Annotated in this window: 13 protein-coding genes; 4 read left to right on the top strand and 9 right to left on the bottom strand. The window is 60.7% G+C overall.

The window, feature by feature from the left end:
* Positions 1 to 3 precede the first annotated feature (3 nt).
* The 7 genes from aroB to AC1Z1G_RS02120 form a co-directional block, all read right to left on the bottom strand.
* On the bottom strand, positions 4 to 1,104 hold the full coding sequence (gene aroB, locus AC1Z1G_RS02150; RefSeq protein ID WP_483624476.1) for a 3-dehydroquinate synthase: 1,101 nt from the start codon (positions 1,102 to 1,104) through the stop codon (positions 4 to 6).
* A gap of 148 nt (positions 1,105 to 1,252) precedes the next feature.
* Positions 1,253 to 1,771, bottom strand: a complete 519-nt coding sequence (gene aroK, locus AC1Z1G_RS02145; protein ID WP_483624475.1) for a shikimate kinase AroK — start codon at positions 1,769 to 1,771, stop codon at positions 1,253 to 1,255.
* Between the two features lie 4 nt (positions 1,772 to 1,775).
* Positions 1,776 to 3,866 (bottom strand): type IV pilus secretin PilQ, encoded by a 2,091-nt coding sequence (locus tag AC1Z1G_RS02140; RefSeq protein WP_483624473.1) that lies wholly within the window; start codon positions 3,864 to 3,866, stop codon positions 1,776 to 1,778.
* A gap of 13 nt (positions 3,867 to 3,879) precedes the next feature.
* A complete protein-coding gene (locus AC1Z1G_RS02135; RefSeq protein WP_483624471.1) occupies positions 3,880 to 4,407 on the bottom strand; it encodes a pilus assembly protein PilP in 528 nt (175 codons plus the stop codon).
* Entirely contained in the window at positions 4,404 to 5,027 is a 624-nt protein-coding gene (pilO, locus tag AC1Z1G_RS02130; protein WP_483624469.1) for a type 4a pilus biogenesis protein PilO, read from the bottom strand. The genes AC1Z1G_RS02135 and pilO overlap by 4 nt, the downstream gene beginning before the upstream one ends.
* On the bottom strand, positions 5,024 to 5,590 hold the full coding sequence (locus AC1Z1G_RS02125; RefSeq protein ID WP_483624467.1) for a PilN domain-containing protein: 567 nt from the start codon (positions 5,588 to 5,590) through the stop codon (positions 5,024 to 5,026). The genes pilO and AC1Z1G_RS02125 overlap by 4 nt, the downstream gene beginning before the upstream one ends.
* Positions 5,590 to 6,654 (bottom strand): pilus assembly protein PilM, encoded by a 1,065-nt coding sequence (locus tag AC1Z1G_RS02120; RefSeq protein WP_483624465.1) that lies wholly within the window; start codon positions 6,652 to 6,654, stop codon positions 5,590 to 5,592. Before AC1Z1G_RS02120 ends, AC1Z1G_RS02125 begins: the two co-directional genes overlap by 1 nt.
* A gap of 216 nt (positions 6,655 to 6,870) precedes the next feature.
* Here AC1Z1G_RS02120 and AC1Z1G_RS02115 point away from each other — a divergent pair, with 216 nt between their 5' ends.
* Positions 6,871 to 9,309, top strand: a complete 2,439-nt coding sequence (locus AC1Z1G_RS02115) for a penicillin-binding protein 1A (RefSeq protein ID WP_483627731.1) — start codon at positions 6,871 to 6,873, stop codon at positions 9,307 to 9,309.
* Positions 9,310 to 9,563: 254 nt separating this feature from the next.
* Here the strand turns inward: AC1Z1G_RS02115 and AC1Z1G_RS02110 are convergent, their stop codons facing one another.
* Entirely contained in the window at positions 9,564 to 10,832 is a 1,269-nt protein-coding gene (locus AC1Z1G_RS02110) for a malic enzyme-like NAD(P)-binding protein (RefSeq protein ID WP_347903399.1), read from the bottom strand.
* 685 nt (positions 10,833 to 11,517) lie between these two features.
* Positions 11,518 to 11,733 carry a 50S ribosomal protein L31 gene (gene rpmE, locus AC1Z1G_RS02105; RefSeq protein WP_054595223.1) on the bottom strand — a complete coding sequence of 72 codons (216 nt, stop codon included), beginning with the start codon at positions 11,731 to 11,733 and terminating at the stop codon, positions 11,518 to 11,520.
* A 291-nt stretch (positions 11,734 to 12,024) separates the two neighbouring features.
* Here rpmE and AC1Z1G_RS02100 point away from each other — a divergent pair, with 291 nt between their 5' ends.
* From AC1Z1G_RS02100 to AC1Z1G_RS02090, 3 genes are all read left to right on the top strand, one after another.
* On the top strand, positions 12,025 to 14,244 hold the full coding sequence (locus AC1Z1G_RS02100) for a primosomal protein N' (RefSeq protein WP_483624462.1): 2,220 nt from the start codon (positions 12,025 to 12,027) through the stop codon (positions 14,242 to 14,244).
* Positions 14,245 to 14,481: 237 nt separating this feature from the next.
* Positions 14,482 to 16,218: an arginine--tRNA ligase gene (gene argS, locus AC1Z1G_RS02095; RefSeq protein ID WP_483624460.1), complete on the top strand. Its 1,737-nt coding sequence runs from the start codon at positions 14,482 to 14,484 to the stop codon at positions 16,216 to 16,218.
* Position 16,219: 1 nt separating this feature from the next.
* The gene (locus AC1Z1G_RS02090; protein ID WP_483624458.1) at positions 16,220 to 16,921 is read left to right on the top strand and encodes an SPOR domain-containing protein; all 702 of its coding nucleotides are present in this window, start codon (positions 16,220 to 16,222) and stop codon (positions 16,919 to 16,921) included.
* The last annotated feature ends 210 nt before the right edge of the window (positions 16,922 to 17,131 follow it).

The following is a 17,131-nucleotide window of genomic DNA, read 5'->3' as shown; positions in this document are numbered from 1 at the left end:
TTATTAACCTTTAAGCTGAGCCAGGGCGCGGTAATCCGCTCCCAGCGTGGCCTGTAAAACCTCTTTCGGATAATCGTCGGTCACGACTGCTTCGCCCATTCGGCGCAACAGCACCAGACGCAAACGACCGTCGATCACTTTCTTGTCTATTGCCATGTGTTCGAGAAAATCGGCTTCGGTCATCTCTTCAGGCGGGATGACCGGTAAACCGGCGCGCTGGAACAGGCGAATACCACGATCGCGCTCCTGGGCGCTGATCCAGCCCAACTGCGCGGACATCTCCAGAGCCATTACGGTGCCAGCAGCCACCGCTTCACCATGTAACCAGACACCATAGCCCATGTGGGTCTCGATGGCGTGGCCGAAGGTGTGCCCCAGATTAAGCGTGGCCCGAATACCCGACTCGCGCTCGTCGGCGCCGACCACGGCAGCCTTGGCCGCGCAGGAGCGCTGAATCGCGTAGGTCAGGGCCGTCTGGTCCAGCGCCCGCAGGCGATCGACGTTTTCTTCGAGCCAAGTGAGAAACGGCTCGTCGCAGATCAAACCGTACTTGATGACTTCCGCCAGGCCCGCAGACAACTCACGGGCCGGTAATGTGTTGAGCGTCGCGGTGTCGATCAGCACGACGTTCGGCTGATAGAACGCGCCGACCATGTTCTTGCCCAGCGGATGGTTGATCCCGGTCTTGCCACCTACCGAGGAGTCGACTTGCGACAGCAAGGTGGTCGGAACCTGAATGAAATCCACGCCGCGCTGGTAGCAGGCGGCCGCAAAACCGGCCATGTCGCCAATCACGCCGCCGCCCAAAGCGATCACCGTGGTACGCCGATCATGCCGCGCCGTCAGCAGGCCATCGAAGATGGTTTGCAGGGTTTCCCAGTTCTTGAAGGCTTCGCCATCGGGCAAAACCACGGAGATAACCGAAAACTGCGCAAGGCTGCGGGTCAGACGCTCGAGATACAGCGGCGCGACGGTCTCGTTGGAGATGATTGCCACTTGCCGCCCGGCGATATGCGGCGCCAGCAGTTCGGGCTGGTCCAACAAACCTTCGCCAATATGGATCGGGTAGCTGCGCTCGCCTAAATCGACCTTAAGTGTCTGCATGTGTCCCCACAGTGAAGATGAAATCAGGCGTCCTGCCTTACATTAACGACTGGCAACATCTGCGTGTGTGACGTTGCCCACCAGCCATACGCCACACCCTCAAGCGGTCGTGACGCGACGCCGAGGATAGCGCATTTCGCTGCGTGGATTAACGGGGAGGCAGCTGCTGCAAGCGTTCCAGAATATCCAGAACCACCATTCGTGGCGGCCGCTCATCGGTTTCCACCACCAGGTCGGCGATTTCCCGATAAAGCGGGTCACGCAGCGTCAACAAATCCCGCAGGGTTTTGGCAGGATCGGCGGTGCGCAACAGCGGACGGTTGCGGTCGCGCGAGGTGCGGCCAACCTGCTGCTCGACCGAAGCGTGCAGATAGACCACCCGCCCGCCCGCATGCAGGGCCCGCCGATTGGCTTCGCGCATGACCGCGCCGCCGCCGGTCGCCAGCACCACGCCGTCGAGCTCGCACAACTCGGCGATCATCGCCTGTTCACGGTCACGAAAGCCCGGCTCGCCTTCCTTATCGAAGATCCACGGAATATTGGCGCCCGTGCGCAATTCAATTTCCTTATCGGAATCTTTGAACGGCAGGCGCAGCTCTTTGGCCAGCAAGCGACCGATGGTGCTTTTTCCAGCACCCATCGGCCCAACAAGAATCAAATTTCGCACAGAATCAACGACTCACAGCAATCGCCTGGTTGTTCATGATACGCGGAGTGAGAAACACCAACAGCTCGGATTTTTTCTCCGAAACCACGTCACGCCGGAAAAGGCGGCCAAGATACGGCACATCGCCAAGAAATGGCACCTTATCTACAACCTTGCTCTGAGTATTTGAGAAAACACCGCCGATGACGATCGTCTCGCCATCATTGACCAACACCTTGGCGTTGACCTCGTTCTTCTTGATGGGCGGTACGTCCTGCACTTTGTTCAGGTAATCCGGCTCATCCTTGGTGACCTTGACCTCCATGATGATGCGGTTATCGGGAGTGATCTGCGGGGTCACTTCCAGCGACAGCGAAGCCTCCTTGAAGGACACCGAAGTGGCACCGCTGGAGCTGGCTTCCTGGTAAGGAATTTCCGTGCCCTTGAGGATCTTGGCGGTTTCCTTGTCGGAGGTGACCACCTTGGGCTGGGAGACCACTTCGCCGTTGCCGGTTTTTTCCATCGCCGTCAGTTCGAGGTCCAGCAACACGTTGTCTGTGATAAAGGCGATGCCAATGCCCGAGGTATTGCCCGCCGCGCCCATGTCGACGAACGGCGAGTTGGTGCTCGTGCTGCCCGGCGTGCCAATGGTCGAGGAGGTGTTCGCCCCGTTATTGCTGACACCGGAGGTGTTCCAGTTGCCCTTGTTGCGAACCGAGCCACCCCAACGCACCCCCAGGCTCTTGTCGTAATCGACGTTGGCCTCGACGATCCGTGCCTCGATCATCACCTGGCGCACCGGAATATCCAGTTGCGCCACGATTCGGCGCAGCTCATCGAGGCGATCCTGTGTCTGGTAGGCAATGATGTTGTTGGTCCGCTCATCGACGGTGATCGAACCGCGCTCGTCGATTTTCGCCTCGGCACTGGTGACCGACTGGAACAGCTTTGCGATGTCCGCAGCCTTGGCGTAATTGACCTGCAACAGTTCCCGACGTAGCGGAGCGAGTTCGGCGATCTGCTTCTGCGACTCCAGTTCCTGACGCTCACGAGCGGCGATTTCATCCGCCGGTGCCACCAGCAACACGTTGCCGATCTTGCGCTTGTCCAGCCCCTTGGTTTTCAGCACCAGGTCCAGCGCCTGGTCCCAGGGTACATTTTGCAGGCGCAGGGTAATGCCGCCCTGCACTGTGTCACTGGCCACCAGATTGAGGTTGGTGAAGTCGGCAATCAGTTGCAGCACCGAGCGCACGTCGATGTCCTGGAAATTCAACGACAACTTCTCGCCGGTATAGGTATGACGATCGGCATTGCGCTTTTGCAGATCGTCGATGGTCATTGGCCGGACGCTGACCGTCAGCTTGTTATCGGTCTGGTAGGTCGAGTAGTCGAACGTACCGCTGGGCTCGATGCTGATGCTGGCCTTGCCCGGGGAGGCACTGGCGTTGACGTATTGCACTGGCGTGGCGAAATCCTTCACGTCCAGGCGCACCCGCAACGGCTCCGGCAACTGGGTGTTGGCAAAGCTGAGAATGATTTTTCCGTCACGCTCCTGGATATCCGGGCTGATGCCGGGGTCCGACAGGTCGATCACCACGTTGCCTTCGCCTTGCTCGCCACGCTGGAAGTCCACGCCACGGATGGCCTTGCTCACCGGGACATAGGCCTTGGCTGGAGCGGGTGTGGCACTGGCCACTCGCGGCGCGGCCGCGACGCGAGGCTTAGGCGCAGCAGCAACCCCCTGCCCGACCACCACGAACAGATTGTTGCCTTCGACCCGTGTGCTGTACGGCGCTAATTGCGCCAGGTTAATGATCAACCGGGTACGGTCCTTGGCTTCGACCACTGTTGCGCTGCGGGCATTGCCGCTGCCCAGTTCGCGACTCTTGCTGGCCAGTTGATTAGTCACGCCTGGCAGATCAAGGGCAATCCGCGCGGGTTGCTCGGTGGTATAGCCGTGAGCCGCAGGCGGCGGCCCGTCGAACGTGAGCTTCAACTCGACGCGATCGCCCGGCAATGCCGCGACGTCCAGCGTTTTGAGGCTGGTCGCCTGAACCATCGGTGATAACAGCGCTATCCATAGCGAAAAACCGAGGGATGAAAGGATCCTGTTCATTGTTCGAATTCCACTATGAATGCTCTTTCAAAGGAATGGTCCGTGGTCGCTCCAGCCAGGCACCCTCGCCATCGGGAACGATTTCGACCACTTCGACCTGCGAATCACTGATCGCAACGATCCGGCCATCGTTGCGGCCCAGGTAATCACCGACTTTCAACCGGTGCACCCCTCCCGCCCCGCGCAACAAGGCAAATGCGCCCGAAGCGTTGGAGAGTGTGCCAACCATCTCGAACTGCTCGATGTTGAAACCCTCAAGAAACTGTTTCACCCGACTCGGGTCCGGCTTGACGTTGCGCGAGCCGCGCTGATGTCCTGCCAGGTCGACCCTGATTTGTGGCGAAAAGGGACTGCGCAAGGTCGACGCGTGATAGGTAAACGTCTCGTAGGACCTGAATGTCGGCGTGGGTTCGATCTTGCCCGGCGGGCGCAGGCGGACCTCATTCATGTAGGCATCCAGATCACTGAAGTCATTGCCGGGGCCGCAACCCGCCAGCCCCGTCAGCAGCACAAGCGTTAACCAGGTACGGGCCGCGCTCATTTATCCAGCCCCTTGTCGTTGTAGCGGTAGGTCTTGGCGAGAATGCTCATGCGCAGCTTCGACCCGCTGCCGGGTGTCACGGGGGCAACCTCGAAGTCATGCAGCGTGACGATCCGTGGCAGCCCCGCCACGCCGCTGACGAAAGTCGCCAGGTCGTGATAGGCACCCGTGACGGTGATCTGGATCGGCAGTTCGATGTAGAACGGCTGTGTGACTTCCGGCAGCAGTTTGATTTCTTCAAACTCCAGGCCACTGCCCAGCCCGGTGCGGGTGATGTCCTCCAGCAGTCCGGGGACCTCGGTGACGCTGGGCAGTTGCCGCAGCAGCACGCCAAAGGAGTTCTCCATCTCCTTCATTTGCGCACTGTAGAGTTCCAGGTTAGCGGCCATGTGCGCCTTGTCGGCGAACTGCTCCTTGAGGGTGACTTCCTTCCCCCGCGCCTGCTCAAGCTGCGCCTCAAGGTCCTGAAGGTAGAAGTTGTAGCCCAACGCCAGGACCAGGACCGCGAGCAGACTCCCGGCCAGGCCTTTGACCGCCGTCGGCCATGAGCCGATGTTGCTCAGGTCCAGGTCGCTGAAATCGATCCTGCGCAAGCTGTCGAACCATTCAGGCGTCGTCATTTCGTGCCCTCCGGGTTTGCCGGCTGGGTCTGACGCACGGTCAGTTGGAAGACGTTGGCCTGGTCCACGGCACCGGCGGTCGTCGCCTTGACCTCGGTCAGGCTCGGCGCATCGAACCAGTCCGAAGCATCGAGGTTACGCATCAGGTCCGAGACGCGATTATTCGACTCCGCCGCGCCACTGATGGACAGAGTCTTGTCGAGCATCTTCACATCCGTGAAATACACCCCGTCTGGCAGCGTGCGGGCCAACTGATCGAAAATCCGTCCGCTGATCGGCCGATTGCCTTGCAGGTCCTGGATGATCCGCATCCGCTCCACCAACTCCTGACGCCGGGCCTTCAAATCGCTGATTTGCTTGATTCGCTCATCGAGCACGGCTATTTGCTTGCTGAGGTAATCATTACGCGCCGTCTGTCGGTCAATCGCGCTGCTGATGTATTGGTCAGCCAGCAGGATCACGCCCACCGTCACCACCAGTACACCGACCATCGCGGTCAGGAAACGCTTGCGCCGCTCCTCGCGAAGCTCTTCGCGCCAGGGGAGAAGATTGATCCGTGCCATCAGTCAAAACTCCTGAGGGCCAGGCCGCAGGCAATCATCAGCGCTGGCGCATCACTGGCCAGGGCGCTGGCATTGACCTTGGCGCTCAGGGCCATGTCCGTGAACGGGTTGGCTACCTGGGTCGGCGTGCCGAGGCGCTGCTCGATCAGCCGGTCCAGCCCGGCAATAGAGGCTGTACCACCCGCCAACAGGATGTGGTCGACCGCGTTGTACTGGCCGGAGGCGAAAAAGAACTGAAGGGATCGGGACACCTGCTGCACCAGCGCCTCCCTGAAAGGTTGCAGGACTTCGCTGACGTAATCGTCGGGCAGGCCGCCCTGTTTTTTTGCCAGCCCGGCCTGCTCGACGGTCAGGCCATAACGACGCTGGATCTCTTCAGTGAGCTGGCGACCGCCAAAGAGCTGCTCGCGGGTGTAGATGATCTTGCCGTTAAGCAGCACACTCAGGGTGGTCATGGTGGCGCCGATATCGACCACCGCTACCGTCAGACGCTCCTGGGAACTGGCCAGTTGAGTGGCCAGCAACCCGAAGGAGCGCTCCAGTGCGTAGGCCTCGACATCGACCACCCGCGCGGTCAGCCCGGCCAGCGCCAGCGCCGCTTCGCGCACCTCGACGTTCTCCTTGCGACATGCGGCCAGCAGCACGTCGATGCGTTCGGGGTTACGCAGGGACGGGCCCTGGACTTCGAAATCGATGGCGACTTCTTCCAGCGGATAGGGAATGTATTGATCGGCTTCGATTTTCAGCTGGTTTTCGAGTTCGTCGGCAGAGAGCCCCGCATCCATCTCAAGGGTCTTGGTGATCACCGCAGACCCGGCCACGGCTACGGCAACCGTCCGCACGCTGCTCCTGGCCTTGAGCAAAACGCGCGTGAGCGCCTGGCCAACCCCTTCGAGCTCGGCGATGTTTTTTTCCACCACCGCGTTGGCCGGCAACGGCTCTACGGCGTAGGCCTCGACCCGGTAGCGGGTGCCTGAGCGGCTCAGCTCCAGGAGCTTCACCGACGTCGAACTGATGTCGATCCCCAGAAGCGTCCGGTTTTTTTTATTGAAGAGTCCCAGCACTAGCAATTCCCTATGACTATCCGTGAGTTACGGACTCTTTATTATTCATTGCGTTCACTGACCGAGCCTTGACAGCAGCGCCAATGACGCTAGCCCCGGAAAAATGCTTATAATGCCCAGCGTTTTTTTCCGCTTTCCCCAAGCGCGGGTGATCGCCGTTTACCGTGATGCCCTGACGCCAAACTCATTCCTTGCTGTGGATATCCAAAAGCCTTGATTCGTCTGCTGAAATTTTTCGGGTGGTCCATCGTCGCTGTTTTCTGCGGACTGCTTCTGGGTCTGAGTGGCGCTTTTCTTTACCTTAGTCCGGGTTTGCCATCCGTGGAGGCCCTGAGAAGTATTCAGTTGCAGATTCCTTTGCGGGTCTACAGCAGCGACGGAAAATTGATCGCAGAATTTGGCGAAATGCGCCGAACTCCGATCCGTTTCGCCGACATTCCACCCAATTTCATCAATGCGTTACTCAGTGCTGAAGACGACAATTTCGCCAATCACTACGGCGTCGACCCCAGCAGCCTGATGCGCGCCGCGACACAATTGGTCAAAAGCGGGCACATTCAGTCCGGCGGCAGCACCATCACCATGCAGGTGGCGAAGAACTTCTTCCTGAGCAGCGAACGCAGCTTTTCGCGCAAAACCACCGAGATTCTCCTGGCCTTGCAGATCGAACGTCAGCTGACCAAGGACGAGATCCTTGAGCTGTACGTCAACAAGATCTACCTGGGCAACCGCGCCTACGGCATCGAAGCCGCCGCGCAGGTTTACTACGGCAAATCGATACGCGATGTCAGCCTGGCGCAGATGGCGATGATCGCCGGCCTGCCCAAAGCGCCGTCGCGCTTCAACCCGCTGGCAAACCCGGCGCGCAGCAAAGAGCGCCGCGACTGGATCCTGGGGCGGATGTACAAGCTTGGGAAAATCGACGAAGCGTCTTACCAGACCGCGATCAACGAGCCGCTGAACGCCAGCTACCATGTGCCGACGCCGGAAGTGAACGCGCCGTACATCGCTGAAATGGCCCGCGCCGAAATGGTCGGGCGCTACGGCAGCGATGCCTATACCGAAGGTTTCCGCGTCACCACCACGGTGCCGAGCAACCTGCAGGAAATCGCCAACACCGCCGTGCATGAAGGCCTGATGACCTACGATCAGCGCCACGGCTATCGCGGCCCCGAGTCCCGCCTGCCGGGCAAGACCCGCGAAGCCTGGGCGGCGGAGCTGACGAAACAACGTACGATCAGCGGTCTTGAGCCGGCCATCGTCACCCAGGTCGAGAAGAATGGCGTACAGGTCCTGACCCGCAACGGCGAAGAACATGTCGCTTGGGACAGCATGAAGTGGGCCCGCCCGTTCCTGAATACCAACAGCATGGGCGCAAACCCCAAGCAGCCGTCCGACGTGGCACAGGTCGGTGACCTGATCCGCGTTCAGCGCCAGGCTGACAACTCGCTGAAGTTCAATCAGATCCCGGTCGCCCAAGGCGCACTGGTGTCGCTGGACCCGGACAACGGCGCCATCCGGGCGCTGGTCGGCGGCTTTGCCTTCGAGCAGAGCAACTACAACCGCGCGATGCAGGCCAAGCGTCAACCGGGCTCAAGCTTCAAGCCATTCGTCTACAGCGCCGCGCTGGACAACGGTTACACCCCGGCCAGCCTGGTCAACGACGCGCCGATCGTGTTCGTCGACGAGTACCTGGACAAGGTCTGGCGCCCGAAGAACGACACCAACACCTTCCTCGGCCCGATCCGCATGCGCGAGGCGCTCTACAAGTCGCGCAACCTGGTGTCGATCCGCCTGCTGCAAGCGATGGGCGTCGATCACACCATCGACTACATCAGCAAGTTCGGTTTCAACAAGCAGGACCTGCCGCGCAACCTGTCGCTGGCCCTGGGCACCGCCACGCTGACGCCGATGGAAATTGCCACCGGCTGGAGCACGTTCGCCAACGGCGGTTACAAAATCACCCCGTACATCATCGACACGATCGAAAGCCGCAACGGTGACACACTGTTCACCGCCAACCCGGCCAGCGTGCCCAAGGGCGACGCTGCCACCAGCGGAATCGCCGCGCCTGCCGCCGACACCTTCACGGTCAACGCGACGCCAGGTGAAGCGCCAGGCACGCAGGCTGCGGTGCAAACACCGGCCGTGGCCGAGCGGATCATCGATGGTCGTACCTCGTACATCCTGACCAGCATGCTGCAGGACGTGATCAAACTGGGCACCGGGCGCCGCGCCCTGGCGTTAGGTCGTACTGACCTGGCGGGCAAGACCGGCACCACCAACGAATCGAAGGACGCCTGGTTCTCTGGCTACAACGCCGACTACGTGACCACGGTCTGGACCGGTTTCGACCAGCCTGAAAGCCTCGGGCGCCGCGAATACGGTGGCACGGTCGCGCTGCCGATCTGGATGAGCTACATGGGCGCCGCGCTCAAGGACAAACCGGCGCACACCCAGGCCGAGCCTGAAGGCATTCTCAGCCTGCGGGTCGACCCGATCAGCGGCCGTGCCGCGACGCCGGGCACGCCGAACGCGTACTTCGAGCTGTTCAAAAGCGAAGACACGCCGCCATCGGTCAACGAACTGGGCAACGGCAACGCACCGGGCAGCCCGCTGCCAGCAGATGAAGCGGCGCCAATCGATCTCTTCTGATCGCACAGCCAAATCAAAAAGCCCCGCCTTCGAGAGAAGCGCGGGGCTTTTTGTTGCCTATGGCATTGTCAGCATTGACCAGAAAAGTGGCGAATGTCAGGCCGTCTTCGCGAGCAGGTTCGCTCCCACAGGAGGACGCATTCCAATGTGGGAGCCTGCTCGTAAAGGGGACATCACCAACACCACAAAACCACAGGCAATAAAAAGCCCCGACTCGCGAGAGTCGGGGCTTTTTGTTGAAGCGCTACAACGGCTTAGCCGTTGAACACGTCATCCACGCTTTTGAGCGGGTAGTTCTTCGGATACGGCAGGGTCGCTACGCCGGTCTCGATGGCGGCCTTGGCCACAGCATCGGAGATCACGGTGATCAGGCGCGCATCCATTGGTTTCGGGATGATGTACTCACGACCGAATTCCAGCTTGATGCCGCCGTAGGCGTCGCACACTTCCTGTGGCACTGGCAGCTTGGCCAGTTCACGCAGGGCGTTGGCGGCAGCCACTTTCATTTCTTCGTTGATACGCTTGGCGCGAACGTCCAGGGCACCACGGAAGATGAACGGGAAACCCAGTACGTTGTTGACCTGGTTCGGGTAGTCCGAACGACCGGTGGCCATGATCACGTCGTTACGGGTGGCGTGAGCCAGTTCCGGAGCGATTTCCGGATCAGGGTTCGAGCACGCGAACACGATCGGGTTGGCCGCCATCAGCAACAGGTTTTCAGCGCTCAGCAGGTTCGGGCCGGACAAGCCGACGAACACGTCTGCGCCTTTAAGGGCATCGCTCAGGGTGCGCTTGTCGGTCGCGTGAGCGAAGACAGCCTTGTACTGGTTCAGGTCGTCACGGCCGGAGTGGATCACACCGGTACGGTCAACCATGAAGATGTTTTCGATGTTGGCACCCATGCTCACCAGCAGTTTCATGCAGGAGATGGCCGCCGCACCGGCACCCAGGCAGACGATCTTGGCGTCCGGCAGGGTTTTGCCAGCGATTTCCAGGGCGTTGATCATGCCGGCAGCGGTCACGATGGCGGTGCCGTGCTGGTCATCGTGGAACACCGGGATGTCGCACTGTTCGATCAGGGCACGTTCGATCTCAAAGCACTCAGGTGCCTTGATGTCTTCCAGGTTGATGCCACCGAAGGTGATGGAGATACGCTTGACGGTGTCGATGAAGGCTTGCGGGCTTTCGGAGTCGACTTCGATGTCGAAAACGTCGATACCGGCGAAGCGCTTGAACAGCACGCCTTTACCTTCCATCACAGGCTTGGAAGCCAATGGGCCGAGGTTACCCAGGCCGAGAATTGCGGTGCCATCGGAAATGACTGCAACCAGGTTGCCCTTGCCGGTGTATTTGTAGGCCAGTTCAGGATCGCGGGCGATTTCGCGTACTGGTTCGGCTACGCCGGGGCTGTAGGCCAGCGACAGATCGCGGGCGGTAGCGGTGGCCTTGGTGAGCTCGACACTCAGCTTCCCTGGACGAGGATGGGCGTGATATTCGAGAGCGGCAGTTTTCAAATCAGACATGTGGGCATTCCGCTTTTACTGTTGGACAGACGGATCGCCGAGGATACTCGTGTCGCAAAGTCCCTACAAGACTGACCGGTCACCCCTGTCAAGGGCCCTGCCCTACGACTTTGGGCCAAGAGCCACGGAACACAAGGGCTCAACTGTTCACAATTGATAATAAAAATGTCTACAATTTTTTATGATCAATGGGTTTTTGGCCCGATCTTTGGATCAATGGCGACAATCAACTTGCCCCAGCAGAGGCCAGCGCTGGAACTCGGCAAGTGATCCCTCCTCAGCCAAGCGCTCAAAGCTGCGGGCCTTTGAGCGGTTCACGCCAGGACCGCTCGCACCCACCGGCCATATTGGGTGCAACGCACAGTACAAACCTGCCGGGTGACACTGCCAAAACCCTTGCCCGAATTGCATTGAACTTTGCTCACACGCCTGCCGGGCACGGTAAAGCCTGTGAAGCCGGCCTGCACTGCTTTCAGTACAGAAACATGGAATCAAAGCCCTTGCAGGAGGAAGCGGCGCGGCGATCCGACTTGTCCGCAAGGACGTCAATGAAATCGCTATTGCCGGTAAACCATCTCCCTACGCACGCTGCCAGGCCAAATCGCAGGCATAAAAAAGGCGCCCACCAGGGACGCCTTTTTTATCAATCTTGAGAAGCCGAAACGGCTTCTCAAAATGATCAGCCTTAGGCCTTTTTGCCAAAAGCACCGAAACGATCGGCGAACTTCTGTACACGACCGCCAGTATCCAGAGTCTTCTGCTTACCGGTGTAGAACGGGTGGCACTCGTTGCATACGTCGATCGCCAGAGGCTTGGCCAGGTTCGAACGAGTTTCGAACTTGTTGCCACAGCTGCAGGTAACTGCGGTGATTTCGTATGTTGGATGGATATCGGCTTTCATGGTGTCTTCCTCGGGCTAGCGTGCCGCCACTCAACACTATTGTTGAATACCGCACGTAATTAGGCCGCGGATTCTACCAGACCTTTGCGATCACGCAAGCTGTCGCTCGTTCCGGCTGTCTGCTAGGCTCCCGGCACTCAGCACCATCCCTGTGGGAGCGGGCTTGCTCGCGAAAGCGTTATGTCAGACAACATAAATGCTGATTGAGAGGCCCTCTTCGCGAGCAAGCCCGCTCCCACAGGTTAGGCGCACAGCCTTTCATTTATTGCCCGTTCAATGAGATCCCCCCGCGTGCCCGACGCCATTTTGCGCCTCGCCTTGCCTTCGCCCCTGCGCCGCCTCTTCGATTACCGCGCCCCTGCCGGTGTCCTGCGCGCCCAGTTGCATCCGGGCATGCGACTGCGGGTACCGTTCGGCCGCCGCGAGATGATCGGGATCCTGGTGGAAGTCACCGACCACAGCGAAGTCCCGGCCGACAAGCTCAAACCGGCGCTGGCCCTGCTCGACGCCACGCCGCCACTGCCGCCCGCGCTGTTCAAGCTGTGCCTGTGGACCTCCCAGTATTACCAGCACAGCCTCGGCGACACGTTGAGCTGGGCACTGCCGGTGTTGTTGCGTCAGGGCGAACTGGCCGAAGCGCGCCAGGAACGCTTCTGGTCGGTCGCACCGGGCGCCAGGCTCGATGACCCGCGCATCGCCCGCGCCCCCCGCCAGCGCGAGGCGCTCGCGACCCTGGCCCAGCACCCCCATGGTGTCGCCCATCAGTTGCTGAGCAAGCTGATGTTAAGCAAAGACAGCCTTGACCTGCTGCTGGCCAAAGACCTCGTACAGGTGGAAATCCGCAAACATGCCCCCGGCGAGCGCCATGAACACTGGCTGGCGCAGCCGGAACTGCCGCTGAACCCGGAGCAACGCAGCGCATTTGAAGCGATCCGCGCCGATCTCGACAGCTTCCATCCATTTCTGCTGGCCGGTGTCACCGGCAGCGGCAAGACCGAAGTCTATTTGCAACTGATCCGCGAAACCCTCGAAGCCGGCAAGCAAGCGCTGGTGCTGATCCCTGAAATCAACCTGGGGCCGCAAACCCTGGCGCGCTTCGAGCAACGCTTCAATGCACGCATCGCCCTGGTGCATTCGGCAGTCAACGACCGCGAACGCCTGGAATCCTGGCTCGCTGCACGCGATGGTGACGCCGACATTATTATCGGCACCCGCTCGGCGCTGTTCACGCCCATGAAAAACCCCGGGCTGATCATCATCGACGAAGAGCACGACGGCTCTTATAAACAGCAGGAAGGGTTGCGTTACCACGCCCGCGACCTGGCATTGGTACGAGCCCGCCAGGAAAACATCCCGATTGTCCTCGGCTCGGCCACGCCTTCCCTGGAAAGCCTGCACAACGCCTACACCGGGCGTTACGGCCTGTTGCACCTGAACGAACGGGCCGGCGGGGCGAAACAACCACGCTTCCTGCGCCTGGACGTGAAAAGCCGTCCACTGGACAGCGGCATTTCCGGGCCGATGCAACAAGCCATCGGCCAGACACTCGCCGCTGGCCAGCAGGTCCTGGTGTTCCTCAACCGTCGCGGCTTTGCGCCGACCCTGCTCTGCCACGATTGCGGCTGGATGTCCGAGTGCCAGCGCTGCGATGCGCGAATGACTGTGCACCAGCGCTCCGGCGAGCTGCGCTGCCACCATTGTGGTTACGTTGAACGCGTGCCGCGGCATTGCCCGACCTGCGGCAAAGTCGATTTACGGCCCGTGGGCGCCGGCACCGAACGCGCCGAGGAGCGGCTGGGGATTCTGTTCCCGGACTACCCGGTGCTGCGCGTCGACCGCGACAGCACCTCGCGAAAAGACGCGATGAATCAGCTGTTCGCAACCATACAGAAAGGGCAACCGTGCATTCTGGTGGGCACTCAGATGCTCGCCAAGGGCCATCACTTCCCTCGGGTGACACTGGTGTCGATTCTCGATGCCGATGGTGGACTGTTCTCCGGCGACTTCCGCGCCAGCGAGCGCATGGCGCAGTTGATCGTTCAGGTTGCCGGGCGGGCCGGCCGGGCCGAAGAGCCGGGCAAAGTGATCATCCAGACCCACCTGGCTGACCATCCGCTCTTGGTACAACTGACCGAACAAGGCTACTTCGCCTTCGCCGAGCAGGCCTTGAGCGAACGCCGCGCCGCCGGGCTGCCACCCTTTGCACATCTCGCGCTGCTGCGGGCCGAAGCGCATAAACCGGGGCAGGCCGAAGGGTTCCTCGATGAGGCGTGCAGCGAGGCCGAGCGACTTCTGGCCGAGCAGCATCTGAGCGGTATCGAGCTGCTGGGGCCGGTGCCGGCACCAATGGAGCGCCGGGCCGGGCGTTATCGTGCGCAGCTGTTGCTGCAAGCCACCGCCCGGGCGCCGTTGCATCGGCTGTTGAGCGCCTGGTTGCTGGCTTTGGAGCAGATGCCGAGCGGGCGGGCGGTGCGTTGGTCTTTGGATGTCGACCCGGTCGATCTGTATTGATTTGAAGATCGCCTTCGCGAGCAAGCCCGCTCCCACAGTGGATCTGCAGTGCTCACCTATATGCGTCTGGTACAAAATACCTGTGGGAGCGGGCTTGCTCGCGAAGGCGCCCGATTTGTCACCACATATCCATAACCTGCCTGCTATGGTTGGCAAGCCAGACCTGGCAACGGATAATGCCCAGTTTTTCCACCTGCGCATCCATGCGCCGCCGCTCTGCGGTTGAAAGAGAAGACCATGAAAGACACCATTCGCCAGTTGATCCAGCAAGCCCTCACCCAACTCGTTACCGACGGTGTGTTGCCTGAAGGCCTGACGCCGGCGATTCAGGTGGAGAACTCCCGCGACAAGACGCACGGTGACTTCGCCAGCAACATCGCCATGATGCTGGCCAAACCTGCCGGCATGAAACCGCGCGACCTGGCGGAAAAGATCATCGCTGCGCTGCCTGCCGACGAAAACGTCACCAAGACCGAAATCGCCGGGCCGGGCTTCCTCAATTTCTTCCAGAACACCCAGGCCCTGGCTTCGCGCCTGGACGCCGCCCTGGCCGATGCCCGCATCGGCGTGCGCAAGGCCGGCCCGGTGCAGCGCACCGTGATCGACCTGTCGGCCCCGAACCTGGCCAAAGAGATGCACGTCGGCCACTTGCGTTCGACCATCATCGGTGACGGCGTGGCGCGGGTACTGGAGTTCCTCGGCGACACCGTGATCCGTCAGAACCACGTGGGCGACTGGGGCACCCAGTTCGGCATGCTGATGGCCTACCTCCAGGAAAACCCGATTACCAGCGACGAGCTGTCGGACCTGGAGAACTTCTACCGCGCCGCCAAGCAGCGTTTCGACGAATCCGAAGAGTTCGCCGACCGCGCCCGTGGCCTGGTGGTCAAGCTGCAAGCCGGCGACCCGGATTGCCTGGCACTGTGGACGAAGTTCAAGGACATCTCCCTGTCCCACTGCCAGAAAATCTACGAATTGCTGAACGTCAAACTGACCATGGCCGACGTCATGGGCGAAAGCGCCTACAACGACGACCTGATCAACGTGGTCAACGACCTCAAGGCCAAGGGCATGCTGGTCGAGAGCAAGGGCGCGCAGTGCGTGTTCCTCGATGAGTTCAAGACCGCCGACGGCGAGCCGCTGCCCGTGATCATCGTCAAGGCCGATGGCGGCTACCTCTACGCCACCACCGACCTCGCGGCCGTGCGCTACCGCAGTGGCGTGTTGAAGGCTGATCGTGCGCTGTACTTCGTCGACCAGCGTCAGGCCCTGCACTTCCAGCAAGTGTTCCAGGTGGCGCGTCTGGCCGGTTTCGTGACCCACCCGATGGAAATGGAGCACATGGGCTTCGGCACCATGAACGGCCCCGATGGTCGCCCGTTCAAGACCCGTGACGGCGGCACCGTGAAGCTGATCGATTTGCTGACCGAAGCCCAAGAGCGCGCCTACACGCTGGTGAAGGAAAAGAACCCGGAGCTGGCCGAAGCCGAACTGCGCAACATCGGCAAAGTCGTGGGCATTGGCGCGGTGAAATACGCCGACCTGTCCAAGCATCGCACCAGCGACTACAGCTTCAACTTCGACCTGATGCTCAATTTCGAAGGCAATACCGCACCGTACCTGCTGTACGCCTACACTCGTGTGGCCGGCGTGTTCCGCAAACTCGGCCAGGACTTCAGCAAAGTCGAAGGGCAGATCGTGCTCGACGCCGCTCACGAGCAGGAACTGGCGGCCAAACTGGCGCAGTTCGGTGAAGTGCTGAACAACGTGGCCGACAAGGGCACACCGCACACGCTGTGTACTTACCTGTATGACGTGGCCGGCCTGTTCTCCAGTTTCTACGAGAACTGCCCGATCCTCAGCGCCGAAACACCGGAGCAAATGCAGAGCCGTTTGCGCCTTGCCGCGCTGACCGGCCGCACTCTCAAGCAAGGCCTGGAACTCTTGGGCCTGGAAACTCTGGAGCGTATGTAAGTTGGCTGCCAAGAAAAAACCTGCACCCAAGCGTGGCGCCAGCCGTTACCAAGCTCCTGCAAAGCAACCGATCCCGGGCTGGCTGTGGATGGCCATCGGCCTGACGGTCGGTGCGTTCATCGTATTTTTGATGAAACTGGAGCCGGGCAAGGGCAGCGAGAGCGTCAAGCGCGAAAAAATCGAACAACAGAAAGCCACGAAGATCGCCGAGGCCAACAAGACCCCGCCGAGCCCGACGCAACCGGTGAAGCCTAAATACGACTTCTACACGTTGCTGCCGGAGTCGGAGGTCATCGTGCCACCGGAGGCGGTGCCTGAAAAAACCCTGCCGACGCCGCAGACTGCGCCGGTAGCACCGGTCACGCCGGCCGAAGCGGCGAAGATCGACACCGCCCGCGCCCAGGCAGCCCTGAGCGGCGTCACCCCGCCGCCAGCGCCTCCCGTGGCGAAAGCCGCACCGGTGACCAAGTTCTTCCTGCAGGCCGGTTCGTTCCGCAAGGAAGCCGATGCCGACAAGGTCCGGGCGCAGATCATTCTGCTGGGCCAGGCAGTATCGGTGGAATCCGGCACGGTGAAGGACGAGACGTGGTATCGGGTATTGGTTGGCCCATTCAGCAACCGCGAACAACTGACCACCGCCCAGAAACAACTGGCGGGCAGCGGCTTCAGCAACCTGTTGTTACAACAACGCCAGAGCCGCTGATCCCACTTTACTGGCAGACATAATCTGCTTTTGTGGCGAGGGAGCTTGCTCCCGTCCAGCTGCGAAGCAGTCGTGAATCAGGCCACTGCGGTCTATCTGATAGACCGCAGTGGCCTGATTTTGGAGTGCCACGCACTCCAGCGGGAGCAAGCTCCCTCGCCACAGGGATTCACCTGCACTCTCCTTCGCAAATGACACACCGCTCGTCCC

The organism is Pseudomonas sp. JL27(2026) (assembly GCF_056933555.1).
This window is presented reverse-complemented; position numbering and strand designations above follow the sequence as displayed.

Bases quoted from the DNA above. Each gene is read 5' to 3' on its own strand.
- aroB (WP_483624476.1), bottom strand. From the start codon at position 1,104: ATGCAGACACTTAAGGTCGATTTAGGCGAGCGCAGCTACCCGATCCAT.
- AC1Z1G_RS02140 (WP_483624473.1), bottom strand. From the start codon at position 3,866: ATGAACAGGATCCTTTCATCCCTCGGTTTTTCGCTATGGATAGCGCTG.
- AC1Z1G_RS02135 (WP_483624471.1), bottom strand. From the start codon at position 4,407: ATGAGCGCGGCCCGTACCTGGTTAACGCTTGTGCTGCTGACGGGGCTG.
- pilO (WP_483624469.1), bottom strand. From the start codon at position 5,027: ATGACGACGCCTGAATGGTTCGACAGCTTGCGCAGGATCGATTTCAGC.
- AC1Z1G_RS02125 (WP_483624467.1), bottom strand. From the start codon at position 5,590: ATGGCACGGATCAATCTTCTCCCCTGGCGCGAAGAGCTTCGCGAGGAG.
- AC1Z1G_RS02110 (WP_347903399.1), bottom strand. From the start codon at position 10,832: ATGTCTGATTTGAAAACTGCCGCTCTCGAATATCACGCCCATCCTCGT.
- rpmE (WP_054595223.1), bottom strand. From the start codon at position 11,733: ATGAAAGCCGATATCCATCCAACATACGAAATCACCGCAGTTACCTGC.
- argS (WP_483624460.1), top strand. From the start codon at position 14,482: ATGAAAGACACCATTCGCCAGTTGATCCAGCAAGCCCTCACCCAACTC.